Source organism: Prevotella sp. oral taxon 313 (assembly GCF_003043935.1).
In the GTDB taxonomy this organism is placed as follows: domain Bacteria; phylum Bacteroidota; class Bacteroidia; order Bacteroidales; family Bacteroidaceae; genus Prevotella; species Prevotella jejuni.
The window spans coordinates 3100439-3118355 of the sequence record NZ_PYXE01000001.1; the positions used below are offsets into that span (position 1 = coordinate 3100439).

General features: G+C 41.2%; 12 protein-coding genes. 6 read left to right on the forward strand and 6 right to left on the reverse strand.

Translation table 11 applies throughout. The features are described 5' to 3' along the window. Nucleotide 1: 1 nt before the first annotated feature. Nucleotides 2–4339: a CusA/CzcA family heavy metal efflux RND transporter gene (locus AXF23_RS12110; protein ID WP_107625469.1), complete on the forward strand. Its 4338-nt coding sequence runs from the start codon at nucleotides 2–4 to the stop codon at nucleotides 4337–4339. A 5-nt stretch (nucleotides 4340–4344) separates the two neighbouring features. Further along, on the forward strand, nucleotides 4345–5499 hold the full coding sequence (locus AXF23_RS12115; protein WP_158267694.1) for an efflux RND transporter periplasmic adaptor subunit: 1155 nt from the start codon (nucleotides 4345–4347) through the stop codon (nucleotides 5497–5499). 258 nt (nucleotides 5500–5757) lie between these two features. Here AXF23_RS12115 and AXF23_RS12120 read toward each other — a convergent pair whose 3' ends face one another. From AXF23_RS12120 to AXF23_RS12135, 4 genes are all read right to left on the reverse strand, one after another. Further along, on the reverse strand, nucleotides 5758–7491 hold the full coding sequence (locus AXF23_RS12120) for an acyl-CoA dehydrogenase family protein (RefSeq protein WP_107625471.1): 1734 nt from the start codon (nucleotides 7489–7491) through the stop codon (nucleotides 5758–5760). A 92-nt stretch (nucleotides 7492–7583) separates the two neighbouring features. Then, nucleotides 7584–7979 carry an endonuclease domain-containing protein gene (locus tag AXF23_RS12125; protein WP_107625472.1) on the reverse strand — a complete coding sequence of 132 codons (396 nt, stop codon included), beginning with the start codon at nucleotides 7977–7979 and terminating at the stop codon, nucleotides 7584–7586. Between the two features lie 140 nt (nucleotides 7980–8119). Beyond that, the gene (locus AXF23_RS12130) at nucleotides 8120–9142 is read right to left on the reverse strand and encodes an electron transfer flavoprotein subunit alpha/FixB family protein (protein ID WP_009011404.1); all 1023 of its coding nucleotides are present in this window, start codon (nucleotides 9140–9142) and stop codon (nucleotides 8120–8122) included. 267 nt (nucleotides 9143–9409) lie between these two features. Then, nucleotides 9410–10279 carry an electron transfer flavoprotein subunit beta/FixA family protein gene (locus tag AXF23_RS12135; RefSeq protein WP_107625473.1) on the reverse strand — a complete coding sequence of 290 codons (870 nt, stop codon included), beginning with the start codon at nucleotides 10277–10279 and terminating at the stop codon, nucleotides 9410–9412. Nucleotides 10280–10936: 657 nt separating this feature from the next. On the opposite strand from AXF23_RS12135, the gene AXF23_RS12140 reads away from it, so the two are divergent. The 3 genes from AXF23_RS12140 (at nucleotide 10937) to AXF23_RS16135 (ending at nucleotide 14594) form a co-directional block, all read left to right on the forward strand. After that, nucleotides 10937–12070 carry a hypothetical protein gene (locus AXF23_RS12140; protein WP_107625474.1) on the forward strand — a complete coding sequence of 378 codons (1134 nt, stop codon included), beginning with the start codon at nucleotides 10937–10939 and terminating at the stop codon, nucleotides 12068–12070. A gap of 134 nt (nucleotides 12071–12204) precedes the next feature. Then, nucleotides 12205–14139, forward strand: a complete 1935-nt coding sequence (dnaG, locus tag AXF23_RS12145) for a DNA primase (protein ID WP_199222190.1) — start codon at nucleotides 12205–12207, stop codon at nucleotides 14137–14139. 5 nt (nucleotides 14140–14144) lie between these two features. Continuing rightward, a complete protein-coding gene (locus tag AXF23_RS16135; protein ID WP_199222191.1) occupies nucleotides 14145–14594 on the forward strand; it encodes a hypothetical protein in 450 nt (149 codons plus the stop codon). Between the two features lie 237 nt (nucleotides 14595–14831). On the opposite strand, the gene AXF23_RS12155 is transcribed toward AXF23_RS16135, so the two are convergent. Together AXF23_RS12155 and AXF23_RS12160 are read right to left on the reverse strand one after the other, a co-directional pair. Then, nucleotides 14832–15101 carry a hypothetical protein gene (locus tag AXF23_RS12155; protein ID WP_107625476.1) on the reverse strand — a complete coding sequence of 90 codons (270 nt, stop codon included), beginning with the start codon at nucleotides 15099–15101 and terminating at the stop codon, nucleotides 14832–14834. 123 nt (nucleotides 15102–15224) lie between these two features. Next, on the reverse strand, nucleotides 15225–15428 hold the full coding sequence (locus AXF23_RS12160; protein ID WP_107625477.1) for a hypothetical protein: 204 nt from the start codon (nucleotides 15426–15428) through the stop codon (nucleotides 15225–15227). Nucleotides 15429–15866: 438 nt separating this feature from the next. Between AXF23_RS12160 and AXF23_RS12165 the strand changes: the two genes are divergently transcribed. Further along, complete coding sequence (locus AXF23_RS12165; protein ID WP_107625478.1) at nucleotides 15867–17795, forward strand: phosphatidylinositol-specific phospholipase C domain-containing protein; 1929 nt, start codon at nucleotides 15867–15869, stop codon at nucleotides 17793–17795. The last annotated feature ends 122 nt before the right edge of the window (nucleotides 17796–17917 follow it).

Sequence of the window (17917 nt, forward strand, 5' to 3'; positions counted from 1 at the left end):
CATGATAAATCGAATTATTTATTTTTCAATCAAACATAAGTTTGTGGTGGGATTACTATTGGTTGCCATCATCTCAGGTGGTATTTATTCGTTACGTACCATCAATGTAGACTCAACCCCTGATATAACGAATAACCAAGTACAAGTTATTACGGTGTCAGAAAATTTATCAACAGCTGATATTGAGCAATTTGTTACTTATCCTGTTGAACTTGCAATGTCGAATCTTCCTGGTGTGGAAGATATCCGTTCGGTTTCTCGATTTGGACTATCGGTAGTTACCATTATTTTCAAAGATGATATGGGTACTTATTTGCCTCGGCAATTAGTACAGGAGAAATTGGAAGAAGTGCGTAATGAGATTCCCAAGGATTTCGGAACACCTGAAATGGGACCGATAACAACTGGTCTGGGTGAAATTTACCAATATACGCTTGTTCCTAAGGACACAACTCGCTATACACCACAAGAATTGCGGACAATGCAAGACTGGATAGTCAAACGCCGATTGTCCATGCTACCAGGTGTGGTAGAAGTGAACTCATTTGGTGGCAGTATAAAGCAATATGAGGTAGCACTCAATCCAGAAAGGCTCAATGCAATGAAAGTGAGTATTGGCGAAGTTTACGAAGCTTTGAGTCAGAATAATGTAAACACAGGAGGTGCTTATATAGAGAAGAGTCACATGGCTAATTTTATTCGTGGAGAAGGACTTGTTAAGTCGTTAGATGATATTAGGAATATCGTTGTGAAGAATAATAATGGTCGACCAATTCTTATTGGCGACATCGCAGACAAAGTAGACTTTGGCTCTCAGGTTCGTTATGGTGCATTCACACAAGATGGTCATGAAGCCGTAGGTGGTATGATATTAATGCTAAAAGGAGCAAACTCGGATAAAGTGGTGACAGCTGTGAAGGAGAGAATGAACGAAGTTCAAAAGTCGCTTCCATCCGATATAGAATTAAAACCATTTCTCGATCGTTCCAACCTGATAGAACGCACGACAAGCACTATTTCACGCAATCTGATAGAAGGTGCGCTTATTGTTATTTTTGTACTTGTCTTATTGTTGGGTAGTGTTCGTGGAGGTCTTATAACGGCATCCGTTATACCACTTTCACTACTTTTCGCTTTCATCTTAATGAAAATCTTTGGTGTATGGGCAAATTTAATGAGCCTTGGTGCTATAGATTTCGGTATCATTGTAGATGGAGCAGTAATTATTGTCGAAGGAATCGTTTTCGAAATTGAAAGGAGAATAAGCCGTCAGAAAGCTGTACTCAATCGTGCAGAAATGGATAAAATCAGTTATGAGGCTGCTTCCACAATGATGCACTCTGCGTTTTTTGGACAGCTCATTATCCTCATCGTGTTTACACCAATATTGTTCCTTGCTGGTGTAAGTGGGAAAATGTTCGCACCTATGGCTTATACGTTCTCGTTCGCTGTACTCGGAGCGCTCATTCTCTGCCTAACCTATGTACCAATGGTATCTTCTTTATTGATGAAACCAGCAGCAAATGCTAATAGCCGTATGGCCCGCACAGAACGATGGTTAGAAAAACTGAGTAATAGGTTGGTCGCTGTAATCACCCATATATATCAACCTATGCTTCGTTTTGCATTGCGACATAAGCAAAGTGTTATCATATCAGCCGTTGTTTTGTTTACTTCCTCTGCATTTGTTTTTGGTAAGATGGGAGGAGAATTTATTCCCGAACTTGATGAAGGAGACATAGCTATGCAAACATTTTTAAGACCAGGAAGTTCTCTTTCTGAAACCATTAAGAGAGAAAAGGAAGTGGAAACGCTATTACTAAAAAGTTTTCCGGAAATTAAAACGGTATGTGCACGTATTGGCGTTGCTGATATTCCTACAGATCCAATGGGCTTCGACTATACCGATAGTTTCATTATTTTAGAGAAAGACAAAAGCAAATGGACCTCGGCAAAAAACAAAGAAGAACTGATTGAAAAAATAAAGAAAAAGTTACAAACCCTACCAGGATTGAACTTTTCTTTCTCTCAGCCTGTAGCACTCCGTTTCAATGAATTGCTTACAGGCGTTCGTGAGGATGTTGCTGTAAAACTCTATGGTGACGATCTTGACAAACTAAACGAACTGGGAGAGCAAATGGTGAATATAATAAGTAAAATACCAGGTGCAGAAGATGTGGCACTTGAACGTACTGCAGGACTTCCACAAATTACTGTGAGATATGACCGCAAGCGCTTAGCACAATACGGATTACAAATAGAAAAACTCAACCGATATGTGAGTGCTGCTTTTGCAGGTAGTTCAGCAGGTGTAGTATTTGAGGGAGAAAAGCGCTTCGACCTTGTCATACGCTTAAATGACAATTACCGAAAGGATATCAGCAATTTGAAGAATCTGTTTGTTGACCTCCCCAATGGGATACAGATACCTTTACGTGAAGTGGCAGATATAAGTTACCAAGCAGGACCGATGCAAATCTCTCGTGACCAAACTTCTCGGCGTATTTATGTAGGAGTTAATGTGCGTGGAAGAGACGTTGAATCTGTGGTAGCCGATATCCAACAACAATTGGGAAAGCAATTAAAATTACCCGCAGGATACTATGTTACGTATGGAGGCGAATATCAAAACTTGCAGGAAGCCAAGGCACGTTTGATGATTGTTTTGCCTATAGCATTATTACTCATCTTCTTGCTACTTTATTTTGCACTGAAATCGTTTAAACAAAGTATAATGATATACATGGCCGTTCCACTTGCAACAATGGGAGGTGTCTTTGCATTGGCAGTGCGAGGAATGTCGTTCTCTATTTCTGCAGGTGTAGGATTTATTGTCTTGTTCGGTGTAGCCGTACTTAACGGACTTGTACTCATCAATCGTTTTAATTCATTAAAACAAGAAGGAATGAACAACATCAATAGAAGAATATTAGTTGGGACACGTGAGCGCATTCGTCCTATATTACTTACTGCAACTGCAGCTATGCTTGGTTTCTTACCTATGGCTGTTTCTACATCAGCTGGCGCTGAGGTACAACGACCATTAGCGACAGTTGTTATCGGCGGACTCTTCACTGCCACATTGCTCACATTGATTATTATTCCAGTTCTTTATGCTTTGGAAGAGAGAATGAAAAAAATATCGTTCAAACGAATACTTCCTCTTTCTATCATTGCTGTCCTATTTTTGGTAAATACCCCTAATCAGGCACATGCGCAACAAAAGGTAAATTTGAAACAAGCACTAATATTAGCTGAACAATACTATCCTTCAATGAAAGCTGCACAATTAAGTGTGAAACGTGAAACGGAAATGAAAGCGGGTGTGAACGATATTGGAACAACTGAGTTCTCATCAGGAGCAGATGAGATAGGAAAAGGCAAAGATGGAATTTTCACACTTTTGTCTGTGCGTCAAAATCTCAATATACTTGGTAATAAAGTACGAACTCGCTATCAGGAGCAGGCTATCACGACTGCACAAGCTGCAGTTGAACTCACACGGCAACAGCTTCAGAAAAGTGTTTGCCAAGCCTATGTTGCTGCATACGTGACAAATAAACGAATGAAAGTATATGCTATAATTGACTCTATCTATCGCAATTTCGAACATGCAGCTAAAGTAAAGTATGATGCTCGAGAAATATCTTACTTAGAGTATCTTACTGCCAAGAAGAAATCCAGGCAAATAGTAGAAGATAAACTACAAGCTACAGACGACTATCATGCAGCAGTCTTACAGCTTTCACAATGGCTGGGAAGTGAGGTTTACGAACCTACAACTGCACCTGAAGAACACCTGATGGTGGTTAAAAGCGACAGTCTGATAGGTACAGCTTTGACTAAATTCTATGCTGAAAAGGTAAGGTTAGCAGATGAAGGAATTACTTTGGAAAGGTCGAAGTCTCTTCCTACATTCTTCGTGGAAGGTGGAACAAAGATGTTGGGTAATCGAGCTGGATATTGGAGCATTAATGCAGGCATTAGTATTCCCTTGTTCAAGAAGACTTATCAGGCACGTGAAAGAGCTGCACGCTTAGAACGGGATATAGCTCAGGCCAATTATGAAACAATAGAGATGACAATTCGAGCTGCCAAAAGAGTTACTGAAGCACAGTATGATAAGTTACAGCGCAAGTTAGTGTATTATCGTCAAACAGCACTACCCACAGCACGTGAGCAACAAAAAGGAGCCGCAGCAGCCTATCAGTTAGGAGCTACAGACTATGTAGGATTTATTCAGACAATGGGAGATGCTGTGCAAACTGAGCTTGACTATTGGACTGCTTATGAACAACTCCTCCAAACGCAAATAGATTTACAATATCCAAATATATAATGATAATGAAAAAAAATATATTCATATACATAGTTGCCGCCTTGTTTGTAACATCGTGTGGCACAAAAGAAGTAAAAGAAAATAAAGAAGCAACAGAATCGACCTCGAACACTGTTGAACTTACTGATAAACAACTCAAACAGCTTGATATTACTACGGGTACATTAGTTTATACATCCTTTCAAGGAAATGTTGAAGCAAGTGGTCGATTACAGACCTCTCCTCAAGGAGAAGCATCGGTAGCACCAAAGATAGGAGCAACTGTGCAACGTATTCTTGTGCGTGAGGGACAAGAAGTTAGTAAAGGACAAATCTTAGCTTACTTATCCCATCCCGACTTAATAGACATACAATCCCGCTATCTTACGGCTGTTAATCGTCGCGATTATCTTTACAGAGAGTATATACGACAAAGTAAGATGATGAATGAGCGTGTGGGGGTTGGTAAAGACTTCGACCGCACTAAGTCTGAACTTCAAATTGCCAATAGTGAACTAAGTATGCTCTCTACACAAATGCAACAGTTAGGTATATCTCCATCAGCAGTGCGAGATGGGAAAGCATCTACAAACATTGCTGTGAGGAGCCCCATCGCTGGTACTATAGAGCAAATAAATGTAGAGATAGGACAATATGCAGCACCCGAAACGGTGATGATAAGAATAGTAAACACGCAAAGTATTTTTGCCGAACTGCAGGTATATCAGCGTGATATACCAAAGCTACAAAAGAACCAAGAGGTTATTTTACAGACACAAACAGATGGTGGACAGGTTTATAACGGAAAAGTGTTTTCAATAGGAAGTACTTTTGATAGTAATACACAAGCAGTTCCCGTAAGAGTGAACATCTATAGCAAGAAAGATGCACTTATTGCAGGGCTCTATGTAGAGGCTCGTATAGCAACAAAGGCAACCAAAATGAAGGCTGTCCCTGCAGAAGCCATAGTAGACGATGCTGGGAATTCTTATATTTTTACCGCAACCAAAGTAAAAGGCAACTGGAGGTTTACTCCTCTTGCTGTCAAAAAAATAAAGGAGGAAAATGGTATGGTAGCTGTGCAGCCTGTTCAGAATAATGCGAAAATAGATATCGTTGCATTATCTGGTGCCTACTACCTGCTTTCTGATATGAAAAAGGGAGAAACTGGGGAAGAATAATAGCGGAAAGTCTACTTTTATATTATCTTTGCAAAACAGTCTACAATAGAGGTTGTAATTGTGCATTAATCAATTAAAACGATAAGTTTTGATAGGAAATCAAGAAATAATTTAGATTTATAGTCTTGCCTATCCAGCTCATCTTAGCTGTTATGGAGGAAAAGTTAGCGGCATTCAATGTTTTGCAATTATTATAAATAAAAGCGAAGGGAAATAGTTCCTCCACCCTTCGCTTTTATTTCATATATTGTTTGATATTTATGCTTCTTCTGTCTCTTCTTCCACAGCCTTGAACTGCTCAAGGTCTTCTGGGTTGAAGGCTTTGATATAAGCAGTATGACCGATAACTTCTTCCTCAGCCATGCGAACAAAGACATGAGCAGATTTCTTGAAGAGGTCTGGTGCTTTAGAAGCATCCTCGATAAGGAGGAGAGAACCGATGATATCGGCTGTCATGTTGTAAAGACGGCGTGCGAGGAAATCGTGAACATCCTGGTTTTCGCTTGCGTTAACCTTCTCAACAGCCTCTTCGTAGAGCTGAACAAGTTTGGCAACACGGTCGCGCAGACCCTTCATGCAGTCGCAAGAGAGTTCGCCCTCAAGCATCTCCTTCATGATAGAGAGGTAAGTACCGTTAGTGATGTAACGTACGGCAGCAACAACCTGCAGCTGTGTAGTACCCTCATAGATAGAGAAGATACGTGCATCACGGTACAGACGCTGACACTTATACTCCATGATGAAACCAGAACCGCCGTGGATAGAGATAGAATCGTAGGCTGTCTGGTTAGCATACTCAGAGTTAATACCCTTTGACAATGGTGTGAAGGCATCAGCAAGACGGTTGTACTTCTTCATCTCCTGACGCTCCTCAGGGGTGAGCTTCTGGTCACGTGCGATATCTTCCAATGCCTTGTAGATATCTACATAGCGTGCTGTCTGATATAAGAGAGAACGACCAGCATCGAGTTTCGCCTTCATACGAGAGAGCATATCATAGACAGCTGGGAAGTTGACAATCTTCTTACCGAACTGTGCACGGTCCTTAGCGTAAGCTAATCCCTCGTTGTAAGCCTCCTGCTCAAGCCCAACAGACTGTGCTGCGATACCAAGACGAGCACCATTCATCAATGCCATTACATATTTAATAAGACCCATGCGGACATTACCACAGAGTTCTGCCTTTGCATTCTTGTAAACAAGCTCGCAGGTAGGAGAACCATGAATACCGAGTTTATGCTCGATATGACGTACGTCAACACCGCCATTACGCTTGTCATAGATGAACATTGAGAGACCACGACCATCACGTGTACCCTCTTCTGAACGTGCAAGAACGAGGTGGATATCAGAGTCGCCATTGGTAATGAAACGTTTTACGCCATTCAATCGCCAGCAGTTCTCCTTCTCATCGAAGGTTGCCTTGAGCATTACACGCTGAAGGTCGGAACCAGCATCAGGCTCGGTGAGGTCCATTGACATCATCTCACCCTCACAGATACGAGGGATATACTTCTGGCGTTGTTCCTCATTACCAAACTCATAGAGTGTGTCGATACAAGACTGCAACGACCAGATGTTCTGGAAACCAGCATCGGCAGCAGCAATCAACTCAGACATCATTGAGAAGACAACGTTTGGAAGGTTCAGTCCACCATAACGGCGAGGCATAGAAACACCCCACAATCCTGCCTGACGTGTAGCCTGGATATTCTCCAAAGTCTTGCTGGCATAGTGCATACGGTTGTCGATAAGGTGTGGACCTTCAAGGTCGACAGCCTCAGAGTTAGGTGCAATGATATTTGCTGTTATGTCACCAGTGATATCCAAGATGCGCTTGTAGTTCTCGATAGCATCCTCATAGTTTACCGGTGCGTCAGCGTGTGTAGAAGCATCAGCGTAGTTACGCTCTTTCAGTTCTACGATGCGTTTCATCAATGGATGCTCCAAGTGAAACGCTATTTCTGGGTGGTCAGTATAATAATTTGCCATGATAAAAAATGTAAGAGTGGCCCCTCCCCCTTGCCCCTCCCCCAAAGGGAGGGGAGTAGAATGTACTGATTCTTACGGTTAGGGGACTCTTTTTATTCGTTGTTTATAAATTCGGTTATTTGTTCTATCACATTATCTATGTCCGTGTATATCTCTTCGTTAGTGAATCTAAGAACATTAAAGCCCATCTCATTAAGGTATTCTGTTCTTGTTTCATCGTCTACCTCTTGTAGAGGTTGCTTGTGGTAAGCCCCATCTACTTCTATGACTAAGTTCTGTGAAAGACATACAAAGTCTACAATAAAGTCACCTATAGGATGCTGTCTTCTGAAATGACAGTCGCCTCTTGTACCCTTTAATTCCTTCCAAAGAACCTCTTCAGCCAAAGTCATCTCGTTTCGATTCTCCTTTGCAAAGTCCTTTAGAATATGGTACCTGTCAGGTGAAGCTGTCTTGTAGGTGCATTTCTTTCTATTTTCTTTAGTCATAGGTTGGTAGTTAGTCAATGATAATACACGCTATGCCTCTTGTGATAATGAGTATTTAGCGACAGTAGTCCTCTTATTCCCTTTTCGCATTTTACTCCCCTCCCTTCGGGGAGGGGCAAGGGGGAGGGGCCACTTCTTTGTTACTTACTATTCTGCTTATAATACTTTATCAGCTTTGGAACGACCTCCTCAACGGTGCCATTGATGACATAATCGGCTATGGCATTGATAGGAGCATCGGGATCGTTGTTGATAGAGATGATGATACCACTGTCTTGCATACCAGCAATATGCTGAATCTGGCCAGATATTCCGCATGCAATATAGACTTTTGGATGGACGGTAACACCAGTCTGACCAATCTGACGGTCGTGGTCTACCCATCCTGCATCAACTGCTGCGCGACTGGCACCAACCTCTCCATGAAGCTCTTTAGCCAACTTAAAGAGTAGGTCGAAACCTTCCTTAGAACCAACACCGTAGCCACCAGCGATAACGATAGGCGCACCCTTTAAATTGTTCTGTGCTGGCTCAACATGACGGTCGATAACCTTTACGACATAGTCAACCTCTGGTACATACTTTGCAACGTCTGGATAGACAACCTCACCCTTTGCCTTACCCTCATAGACAGCCTTCTGCATAACGCCAGAGCGTACAGTAGCCATCTGTGGACGGTGGTCAGGATTGACGATGGTTGCTACGATGTTACCACCGAAAGCAGGACGAATCTGATAGAGAAGGTTCTCATAACGCTTACCAGCTTTCTTATCTTCGTAGTCACCAATCTCAAGTTGAGTACAATCAGCAGTAAGACCACTGGTCAAGGATGACGATACACGTGGACCGAGGTCACGACCGATAACGGTAGCACCCATCAAACAGATCTGTGGTTTCTCCTCAGTGAAGAGGTTTACAAGAATGTCTGTGTGTGGTGCTGATGTGTAAGGGAAGAGTCCCTCACCATCAAAGACAAAGAGTTTGTCTACGCCGTATGGCAGGATTTGGTCTTCTACCTTTCCCTTAATACCACTACCGGCAGCGATGGCATGGAGTTCCACACCTAACTCATTTGCGAGCTTGCGACCCTTGGTCAACAGCTCCTGTGAAACCTCCTGTACGGTGGTTTCCTCTATTTCGCAATATACAAATACGTTGTTCATAAATCAAATGTTCGACCACATACTAATCCAACTAACAGGCCTAAGTGGCCCCAACTGGCCCCTCCCTCTTACCCCTCCCCCAAAGGGAGGGGAGTGAAATGTATCACTTGCTGTAGGGTAACTGGCTTATTAAAAGGTTGTTCATAAATTTTCTTTCCCTTATGATGTCTGTAGCTAAGAAAAAGCATCAGGACATTCTACGCCCCTCCCTCTGGGGGAGGGGATGGGCCAGTCGCTTGTTTTGTTGGTTAGTTGTTCTGTCGTTTTTTAACCAATAATCTTCTCTCCTAACAGTTCTTTGATGAGTCCTTCTACGTCCTCGTCTGAGCCAGTGAGCGTCTTACTCTCCTTAGCTTGGAATACAATATTCTGCACAGTCTTGACCTTTGTAGGTGAACCACTTAAACCACACTGTGCCTCATCACCGTTGACATCGGCAACTGACCACTGGTTCAGTGTGAGATAAGGACGCTCCTCGTAGAGTTGTGCCCAAGGTTCATCGCCCTTGCGCTCCATCGGACAGGTAGCATACTTGTATTTCATGACAAGCTTAGCATTGCAAGGACGGGCAGGAGCAGCAGTGCCGTTCACGGTAATGAGAACTGGCAATGGTGCTACGACAGTCTCTACACCACCATCAATATGGCGGCGGATAGTTGCTTTACCATCCTCTATCTTTAGGATTTCCTCTGCGTAAGTAACTTGATTTAGGCCTAACTTCTGCGCAACCTGTGGTCCTACCTGTGCTGTATCACCATCAATCGCTTGGCGACCACCAATGATAATGTCTACATCACCGATTTTCTTGACGGCTGTAGCCAATGCGTAAGATGTAGCGAGAGTGTCAGCACCAGCAAACTTACGGTCGGTAAGCAGCCAACCAGTGTCAGCACCACGATAGAGACCCTGTCTGATAATCTCTCCAGCACGTGGAGGTCCCATGGTTAATATGCCTACAGTAGAGCCAGGATTTTGTTCTTTTAGTCTTAGCGCTTGCTCCAGAGCGTTTAGGTCTTCTGGGTTGAAGATGGCAGGCAGGGCGGCACGGTTTACTGTTCCCTCTGCTGTCATGGCATCTTTACCCACGTTTCTTGTGTCAGGTACCTGCTTTGCAAGTACTACAATTTTCAAACTCATAAATATAATAATGTGTTATTTAATATTCAATAGCTTTGGTTGGGGGCAAAAGTACAGCTTTTTTGCAACATAAACAAAAAAGTTGCACAAAAACAGCTTTCCTGTGTTTATGATTGTTAGGAACTATCCTATGAGCTGTTTTGTTGGAGTTAGAGGAGGTGTTGTAGTTTAAGAGAGTTGTACCCTCATTTGTTTTACGGAAGTAGAATCCTAATAACTGATTTAAACTTGAATGTATATCGTAAAAATAGTGTAGGGGTTGATGGATGGCAACTTCTTTTTTACTATTTATAAAACCCTTAATTCCAATGGAAAAGTTCTATCAGAAAGCTCTTTTATAGCTTGTTCTATCTTGTTATATTTGCTCATCTCGGCATTATTTTCACGTAAATAAATATTTTTTGTCGTGAAAAAAAATATTTCTTTTCATGAAAATAATTCCTTGAAGTTGTATGTATCATGGTGAAGAAGGGCGTGTATAGTTATGATACAATATGTTTATAAGTACATAATTTATCTAATATAAGAAGATAATATTGTGTGTACTTTTATTTTTTCATATCTTTGCGTGGTGAGTTCTAACCCTTTTGAAGTTTTGATACTTGTAGTTCCTTGAAGATAAAAGAATTTTGCAAATAAATAAAGTTAATATAGCAAATGAATAAACGTACTATTGTTAGCATTGTTTTTTTATGTTTTTCTGTGACTTCATTTGCGCAGAAGACGTTCGTTATTTGGGATAAAGCAAATAATATCCCAGTGAGCAGAGCAAGTGTATATACCACCTACATGGGGAAAGTGAGGAGTACGTTTAGCGACCAACAGGGGAGAGTCGTTGTGGATTTTGCTTTTGATAATCTGATGATCTCGCATATAAACTATCAGAAAGAAAGTGTGAAAGTATTGTCTGATACACTGTTTATGGAGCAAAGTATACAGTTGCTTTCAGAAGTTGTCGTGAGTCCTGCAGGCGAGCCAGCATGGATTAAACCCATGTTGATGAAATTTGTAAAGACGAAAGCAAAGAAGTATAGAAGTAATGGAGTTCTAAGATATGAGTATCAGACACAGAATGTAGGCGATACGGTGTTATATCGCTTTGTAAGTAATGGACTGGTAAGAAAGAAGGAACTCTTTGAAATCTCTCCCTTGCAGAATGTTATCACCTTTAAGGATAAGTCAGCTGGTTGTGACTATAGTAACCTTAAAAATACGCTTTACCATGATTTTGTTTCTGATATGGATGAGAAGTTTGTGAAGGAACATCGGTTCTATGTGGATAATGAGTCTGAAAGCTTGGGTGTCAATGTGGTAAGACTCCTATTCAAGTCGAAAAAAGATTGGAAAGATTCGGGCTATTTATGTATAGATACTCTACAAAATGTCATCCTCAGAGCAAAACGTTCTACGGGGTTGGCTTATAATGTACAGCACCGTACTAATGCACTTGTGCGCTCAACAATTAATGCCATGTACGGGCATAAGTATAAGGACTGGCAGATTGACATTGAAGCAGTGTATCAGCAGGCAGATAATTACTTCTATCTAAGTAGTTGCCGTTATTCCAATTATATGCAGGAAGAGTTTGACGGAAAGAAGAAAAAAGGAGTTGAAGTTTATAATGTTACCTCTATTTATGAGGCACAACCTTATCTGAAAAACGAGGTAGGTGAAGGAACAGAATTTCTTTTATTGCCTCAACCTTTTGCAATGAAGATTATTGTGAGCAAGAAGGAAAGAAAACAAGAGGAATTGCTGCAGGATGTGAAGAAAGAATATAACGTTTATTGAATCCAGTGTGAGAATTTTATCAAATCTTGGTATAGATGTCGACTGTTTATGTCAAGGCTTTCTTGTAGGAGGTATCTATCTTTTTCTAGTTCTTACTTTGCTATCTCATTGGTTTGTGTTATCTTTGTAGCATAATGATAGATAGACCGACAGTAGATAGGATTATGAATGCGTCGAACATCGTTGAAGTAATCAGCGATTTCGTATCTTTACGCAAGACGGGAACAAGCTATAAAGGTTTGTGTCCTTTTCATGATGACCGTACACCATCTTTCTCTGTTAGTCCAGTGAAAGGTGTTTACAAATGCTTCTCATGCGGTGCAGCGGGGAATGTGGTGAAGTTTATCATGGAACATGAGCAGTTGACTTATCCAGAAGCCCTTAAGTGGCTTGCGAATAAGTATCATATTGAGGTGCATGAACGTGAACTGACGAGTGAAGAAAAGCAACAGGAGAATGAACGAGAATCAATGTTCTTGGTCAATGAGTGGGCTGCGAAATACTTTAATGACATCTTACACAACGATGTTGATGGGATGGCTATTGGTATGCAGTACTTCCGTAGCCGTGGTTTCAGAGATGATATCATTCGTAAGTTTCAGTTAGGTTTCTGCCTTTCGGGTCGTCATGCCTTTGCTGATGCAGCCTTAAAGGCGGGCTTTCAGAAAGAGTTTCTCGTAAAGACAGGTCTCTGCTTTGAACGAGAGAACGGCGAACTCGTCGACCGCTTCAATGGTCGAGTGATGTTCCCATGGCTGAGCGTGAGTGGTAAGGTGACTGCCTTCGGTGGTCGTCTGCTGGATTCTCGTACGAAGGGAGTAAGTCAGAAGTATGTCAACTCACCTGATAGCGTTGTCTATCATAAGGAGCGAGAACTCTATGGCATCTATCAAGCAAAGAAAGCCATAGCCAAGCACGACCTTGTCTACATGGTGGAGGGATATACCGACGTAGTTTCTATGCACCAGTGTGGTATTGAGAACGTTGTTGCCAATAGTGGTACGGCACTCTCAGTACATCAGATACGCCTTCTTCATCGCTTCACTTCTAATATTGTTCTACTCTATGATGGTGATGAGGCAGGCCAGCATGCAGCCTTACGAGGAACAGATATGCTCTTAGCCGAGGCTATGAACGTGAAGGTGCTACTGCTTCCTGACGGTAAAGACCCAGATGAGTTTGCACGTAGTTACAGTGCGGAGGATTTCAGAAAATATATTGAAGAAAATCAGACAGATTTCATTGTCTTTAAGATTAACGTACTCTTGAAAGGAGTCACCGACCCTATCAAACGTTCAGAGGCTGTTAGTTCAATCGTTCAGAGCATATCTGTAATCAAAGACCCAATACTTCGTGACACCTATATACGTGAGTGTGCCAATCGTACGGGCGTGTCAGAGCGTACACTGATGGAACAGATGAACCGTAATATCTATTCCAATCGTGAACAGCAGACACGTGAACAGCAGCAACATCGGGCCGCAGACATAGAGGAACAGCGTGAGGAGGTACAGGCTATGACGTCTAATCAGTCAGCATCAAAGGTTGAACAAATGCTCATTCAGGCTGTTGTTAGGGATGGCGAGAAGGTTATCTTCCGTGATGTGAAAGATGAGAATAGCGGACAGACATATAACCTGACCGTAGCACAATATATTGCTTATGACCTTGGAAGCGATAATCTTGGTTTCTCAAATGAACTTTATACTAAGATACTGCAGGAGGCTGTAGAGCATTGTGGAGAAGAAGGGTTCAAGGCTGAAGAGTATTTCACACAGCATGCAGATATCAATATCGCATCTGTAGCAGTGAGATTGAGCGTAGACCGTTTCCAACTCGCAGAGAGTCTGCAAGTGAAAGAAACGGAACAAACATTGCGTGATCGTGTCTTACACCTTGTCGCTGACTTACGTCTTGAGTATGTGTCATCTCGTTTGAAAGAGTTGAATGCACGATTAAAACAGGTGAAAGACCCGAAAGAGATGCAAGAGATAATAGAAGAGATAATGAAGATTCAGAGTCTTCGCAGTAGCCTGGCAAAGAAAACAGGTAGTAATATTCTGGCATGATGAATATGTTTAGAAATTTGTTCAAACCGTCACTTCAACTGTCAAACCTTGACTTCAGCGAGAATAAGAGAATTATAAAAGAAGCCCTTAGGTCGCTTAACTGTACGGGAGACTGGCAGAAAGATGGTAACGATATAATCGTCCGCTTTGATTTCCAGAGCGGTCACTTTGGTATATTCATCTCTGCTCAGCATCCACAGATAGAGTTGTCTTTCCTCTATTTTGGCGAGGCGAAGATGGAAGAAATCAATCTTGTACGTCATGTGTGCTTCTGGTTTTACCAGTTCTGTGTCTCGCTTCACCTTGAACCGAAGGAGTGTTCCTCTGGCCTTGAAAATCCAGTTCCTAATATCGATAACGTTAGTTTGCTTGATATCGAGCTTTGTCCAGCCTGTGCTGAAAGCTGCCGTTACACGGAGGTTTACCTTGGCATCACGAGTGTTGTGTGCACTTAAAGGATTGAACTTGACGTAAAAATTGTAAAGCTGGAGTGCAAGTTTTTTTAGGGCTGGGTCTGTAGTTTTTTCGGATGTTTCTTTGAAAAAATCATCGTATTCTCCACCAATAATACCACAGATGTACTAGTCTTCGCCGGCTTGCATAGGTACTTCCTTTCCTAGCCATGTGAGAGTGAGTGCGTTCTTGTCGGAATGAAGGTTTATACCGCCGCCATTGACCTGTTGGATATTATCCTAAGTAACTTCGCCAGTTCCCATAACAACCTTATCAGGGTCCATCGCTTGCTTACCGTTAATCATCTTCATAGCGTTTTTGTCAGCTTTCACTACAAAGACTCTTGCCTTTAGGTCAGAGCCTTCCGCCAAAGGCATATAGCGTTCATTGAGCGATACGGCTCGTGTGGCAGGTGTGTTAGGATCGATCGTATTTGTAATGTCGGGCAGCTGTAAGCCTACATTGGCAGAGAAAAGCATGGTGGAGGTGGTGAGCTTAACGCTCTGCATTGACTGTGTTTTCACTCCATTGGTTGAGTTGCTAATCGTGTCATCGGTGCACTAAGCGAACGTAACACACAATGGCAGCAAGTGCCATGGTGGATAGCTTTGTCAGAAGAGATAGTGGGAATTTCATCGCTTCGTCTCCTCTCCTGATTTTGTGGTAGACCCATCACCATTCCAGTCAGTATCAAAGTCTTCTTCATTAAAATAGTTTTTCTTACCCAATGAGCCTCCGTCAGCCCAGCCACCCACTCCAGCTGAAATCCCCATCAGGCTCTCGGTTTCCACCTTATATATATGGCAGCAAGGTGGTTGATAAGTCTTGTTTTGCATTTTCTTAATTTTATAGTTAATATAAATAGCCTACTCGGTAACGAATTATTTTTGTCAGTACCTAATCGATAAAATATCACTCGGATTTTGGTTATACCCCAAAAATCAACTTCTAAGTTGCAGTTTCTACAAAAAAATGAATTTCGAGAGTGCAAAGTTAAAAATTAAATATGAAAATCTTGCCTCTTTTTGATGTTTTTTAGTGTAATCTTAATTCCACAGCACTCTGGTACATTCTCTGCGTGCGCACGGCACATCTTATAACTATTCACACGAAACTTTATAGAGCCAAATTCAATCTCCAACTAACAGAAAAATCATTTTCTGTACAACTTTTGAGTGTTTTTGCAAAAAGATTTTATAATTTTGCAATGTATTGCATTTGCACGATGAATACGCTAATTTTAATTAATAAATATAAATAAAAAAGGGAACCACATGGATAAAGTATGGATATCAAAAAAAGTCTTTTTCATAACTGTTTTATTATTATGTATAAATTTTAGTTGCAGTAACCAGTATGTTACAGAGGATATCATAACTTCTAAAACGTCAAGCACAACATTTCGTTTATATATTGAAGGGACGAAAGCCGAAATAATGCAAGAAACGAAAGCAACAAGGAGTTTTCATTTTAACTTCGAAGGACCTAACCTTATTCCGACAATAAATTTAAAAGATGGAGAGAACGTACCCTCACGTTGTTTCATAAAAAACGAAAACCCCAATATTCCAATTAAAGAAATACCAGTCGAATGGACTGTACGAAACAAGAAGTTGTTCTGTGATGATTTCAATGTAGATGTTGACATACCAAACAATACAAAGGCTGGCAAATGGGAAGTTTGCTTTTATATAGGAGATGGTACATATAATGAAAATACAGAGACATTTTCAATTGATGCAGAAAAGACCTTGCGTCCTATAAGCAATAATCAAGAACAACAATGGTCATTTCCTTATCTGTCAGCTTGGACTGAATTACGGATTATGGAAAATGGCAAAATGACTACATCCTCTGTCAGCTTCACTCCACAAGGTGCCTTTATCTGTACAAACATAGTAAACAATACGAACGAGAAGATTTCCCTGAAAGCTCTTTCTATGCGTGCCAGCGACCCTTCGCAAGCGGCAGGACCATTTGTTTGGAAAGCACAATGGAACATCCGCAGTAACAAGAAAGAAGCACTGACACCAGTACTAAGTCCAAAAGAGGAAAATCAGGGAATCATTTGTAATCTACCTGCTCCCATTGAATTAAAACCTGGTGAAGTGTCAGGTTGGTATGGCTTTTGGGTTATGCCTATAGGAACAGAACATAGCTACGCTTCAAATATATACGCTATTCCACAAGACGATGAGACAGAACACAATACAGCATGGTGGGTATATAACACACCTGTAGAAGGGAGGAGTAATGCACAAGGACCTGTTGCAGGACGTAGCTACACTATGACTTTCCGTTTACATAAACTCATTAACACTACCTTGGCAAATTGGATGCAAGACATTGATGGAAACCGTCTCGTATGCAAAATGTCTATTCCAGGCACACATGATGCTGCTGCAAATACGGGAAATGGTTGGGTTAAAACGCAAGATTGGGATATTAAAACACAATTAGAGAATGGTATAAGGTTTCTTGATATCCGTTTAGTTCATGATAATGGTGTCATAAAACTCTGTCATGGCAGTAACATCTTTAGCACAACCTTTGTAAAAGATGTCCTACACACTACTGCTGAATTCTTACGAGAACACCCTTCTGAAACAGTGTTAATGACTATTAAAAGAGACCACGATCTGGACCATGACCATGGTGTAAAATATTGGCAAGCACTTATGAATGTACTTAACGAAGATGAGTTAGCAAAAAAATATATGGCAGGTGACTTCCAAGGCGGATATAGGATGAAAGACTTACGAGGAAAGATGCTCGTTATTAGTAGAGACGGTTGGTACACAACGCAATCTGGGAAAGTTTCATCTTGGCCTGATAATAGAAACTTTACTTCTTCTATAGTATCGAATGATGGTAGCTCTACGCCTCTCATTGTTGAGGACCATTATAAAGCAAGTGCTACTGATAAAATAAAATATGTTACAAATAACCTACTTGAAGCAAATAAAGCATTTTCTGAAACTAATAGTCCTTATAAGTGGTTTATTACCTTTACTTCTTATACTGGTCCTGTTGGTGCTGCAATGCCAAAATATACAACCACATACGTAGATCCAGATATAAACAAAATGCTAAAAGAGTCTGACAACTTCAAGTGTTCAGGCATCTTGCTCTCGAATTTCCCGGGTTGGTATAATATAAATCAAACAGTGATTAAATTAAACAAAGGTGTTAATCTTCCTTGAATTCCTATGTTTGTCTTTTCAATATGTACTCCCCCAAAAACTATTAAAGGATCTTTGATAGAGTAAGGGGGGCAGTCCTAACACAAGTTTAGCACCTCTCATCCTATAATCTCGGCATTAAT

Excerpts from the sequence above, each read along its gene's own strand:
- AXF23_RS12110 (WP_107625469.1), top strand. The coding sequence starts at position 2 with ATGATAAATCGAATTATTTATTTTTCAATCAAACATAAGTTTGTGGTG.
- AXF23_RS12140 (WP_107625474.1), top strand. The coding sequence starts at position 10,937 with ATGAATAAACGTACTATTGTTAGCATTGTTTTTTTATGTTTTTCTGTG.
- AXF23_RS12155 (WP_107625476.1), bottom strand. The coding sequence starts at position 15,101 with ATGCAGAGCGTTAAGCTCACCACCTCCACCATGCTTTTCTCTGCCAAT.
- AXF23_RS12120 (WP_107625471.1), bottom strand. The coding sequence starts at position 7,491 with ATGGCAAATTATTATACTGACCACCCAGAAATAGCGTTTCACTTGGAG.
- AXF23_RS12130 (WP_009011404.1), bottom strand. The coding sequence starts at position 9,142 with ATGAACAACGTATTTGTATATTGCGAAATAGAGGAAACCACCGTACAG.
- AXF23_RS12160 (WP_107625477.1), bottom strand. The coding sequence starts at position 15,428 with ATGCAAAACAAGACTTATCAACCACCTTGCTGCCATATATATAAGGTG.
- AXF23_RS12135 (WP_107625473.1), bottom strand. The coding sequence starts at position 10,279 with ATGAGTTTGAAAATTGTAGTACTTGCAAAGCAGGTACCTGACACAAGA.
- AXF23_RS12125 (WP_107625472.1), bottom strand. The coding sequence starts at position 7,979 with ATGACTAAAGAAAATAGAAAGAAATGCACCTACAAGACAGCTTCACCT.
- dnaG (WP_199222190.1), top strand. The coding sequence starts at position 12,205 with ATGATAGATAGACCGACAGTAGATAGGATTATGAATGCGTCGAACATC.
- AXF23_RS12165 (WP_107625478.1), top strand. The coding sequence starts at position 15,867 with ATGGATAAAGTATGGATATCAAAAAAAGTCTTTTTCATAACTGTTTTA.
- AXF23_RS12115 (WP_158267694.1), top strand. The coding sequence starts at position 4,345 with ATGAAAAAAAATATATTCATATACATAGTTGCCGCCTTGTTTGTAACA.
- AXF23_RS16135 (WP_199222191.1), top strand. The coding sequence starts at position 14,145 with ATGTTTAGAAATTTGTTCAAACCGTCACTTCAACTGTCAAACCTTGAC.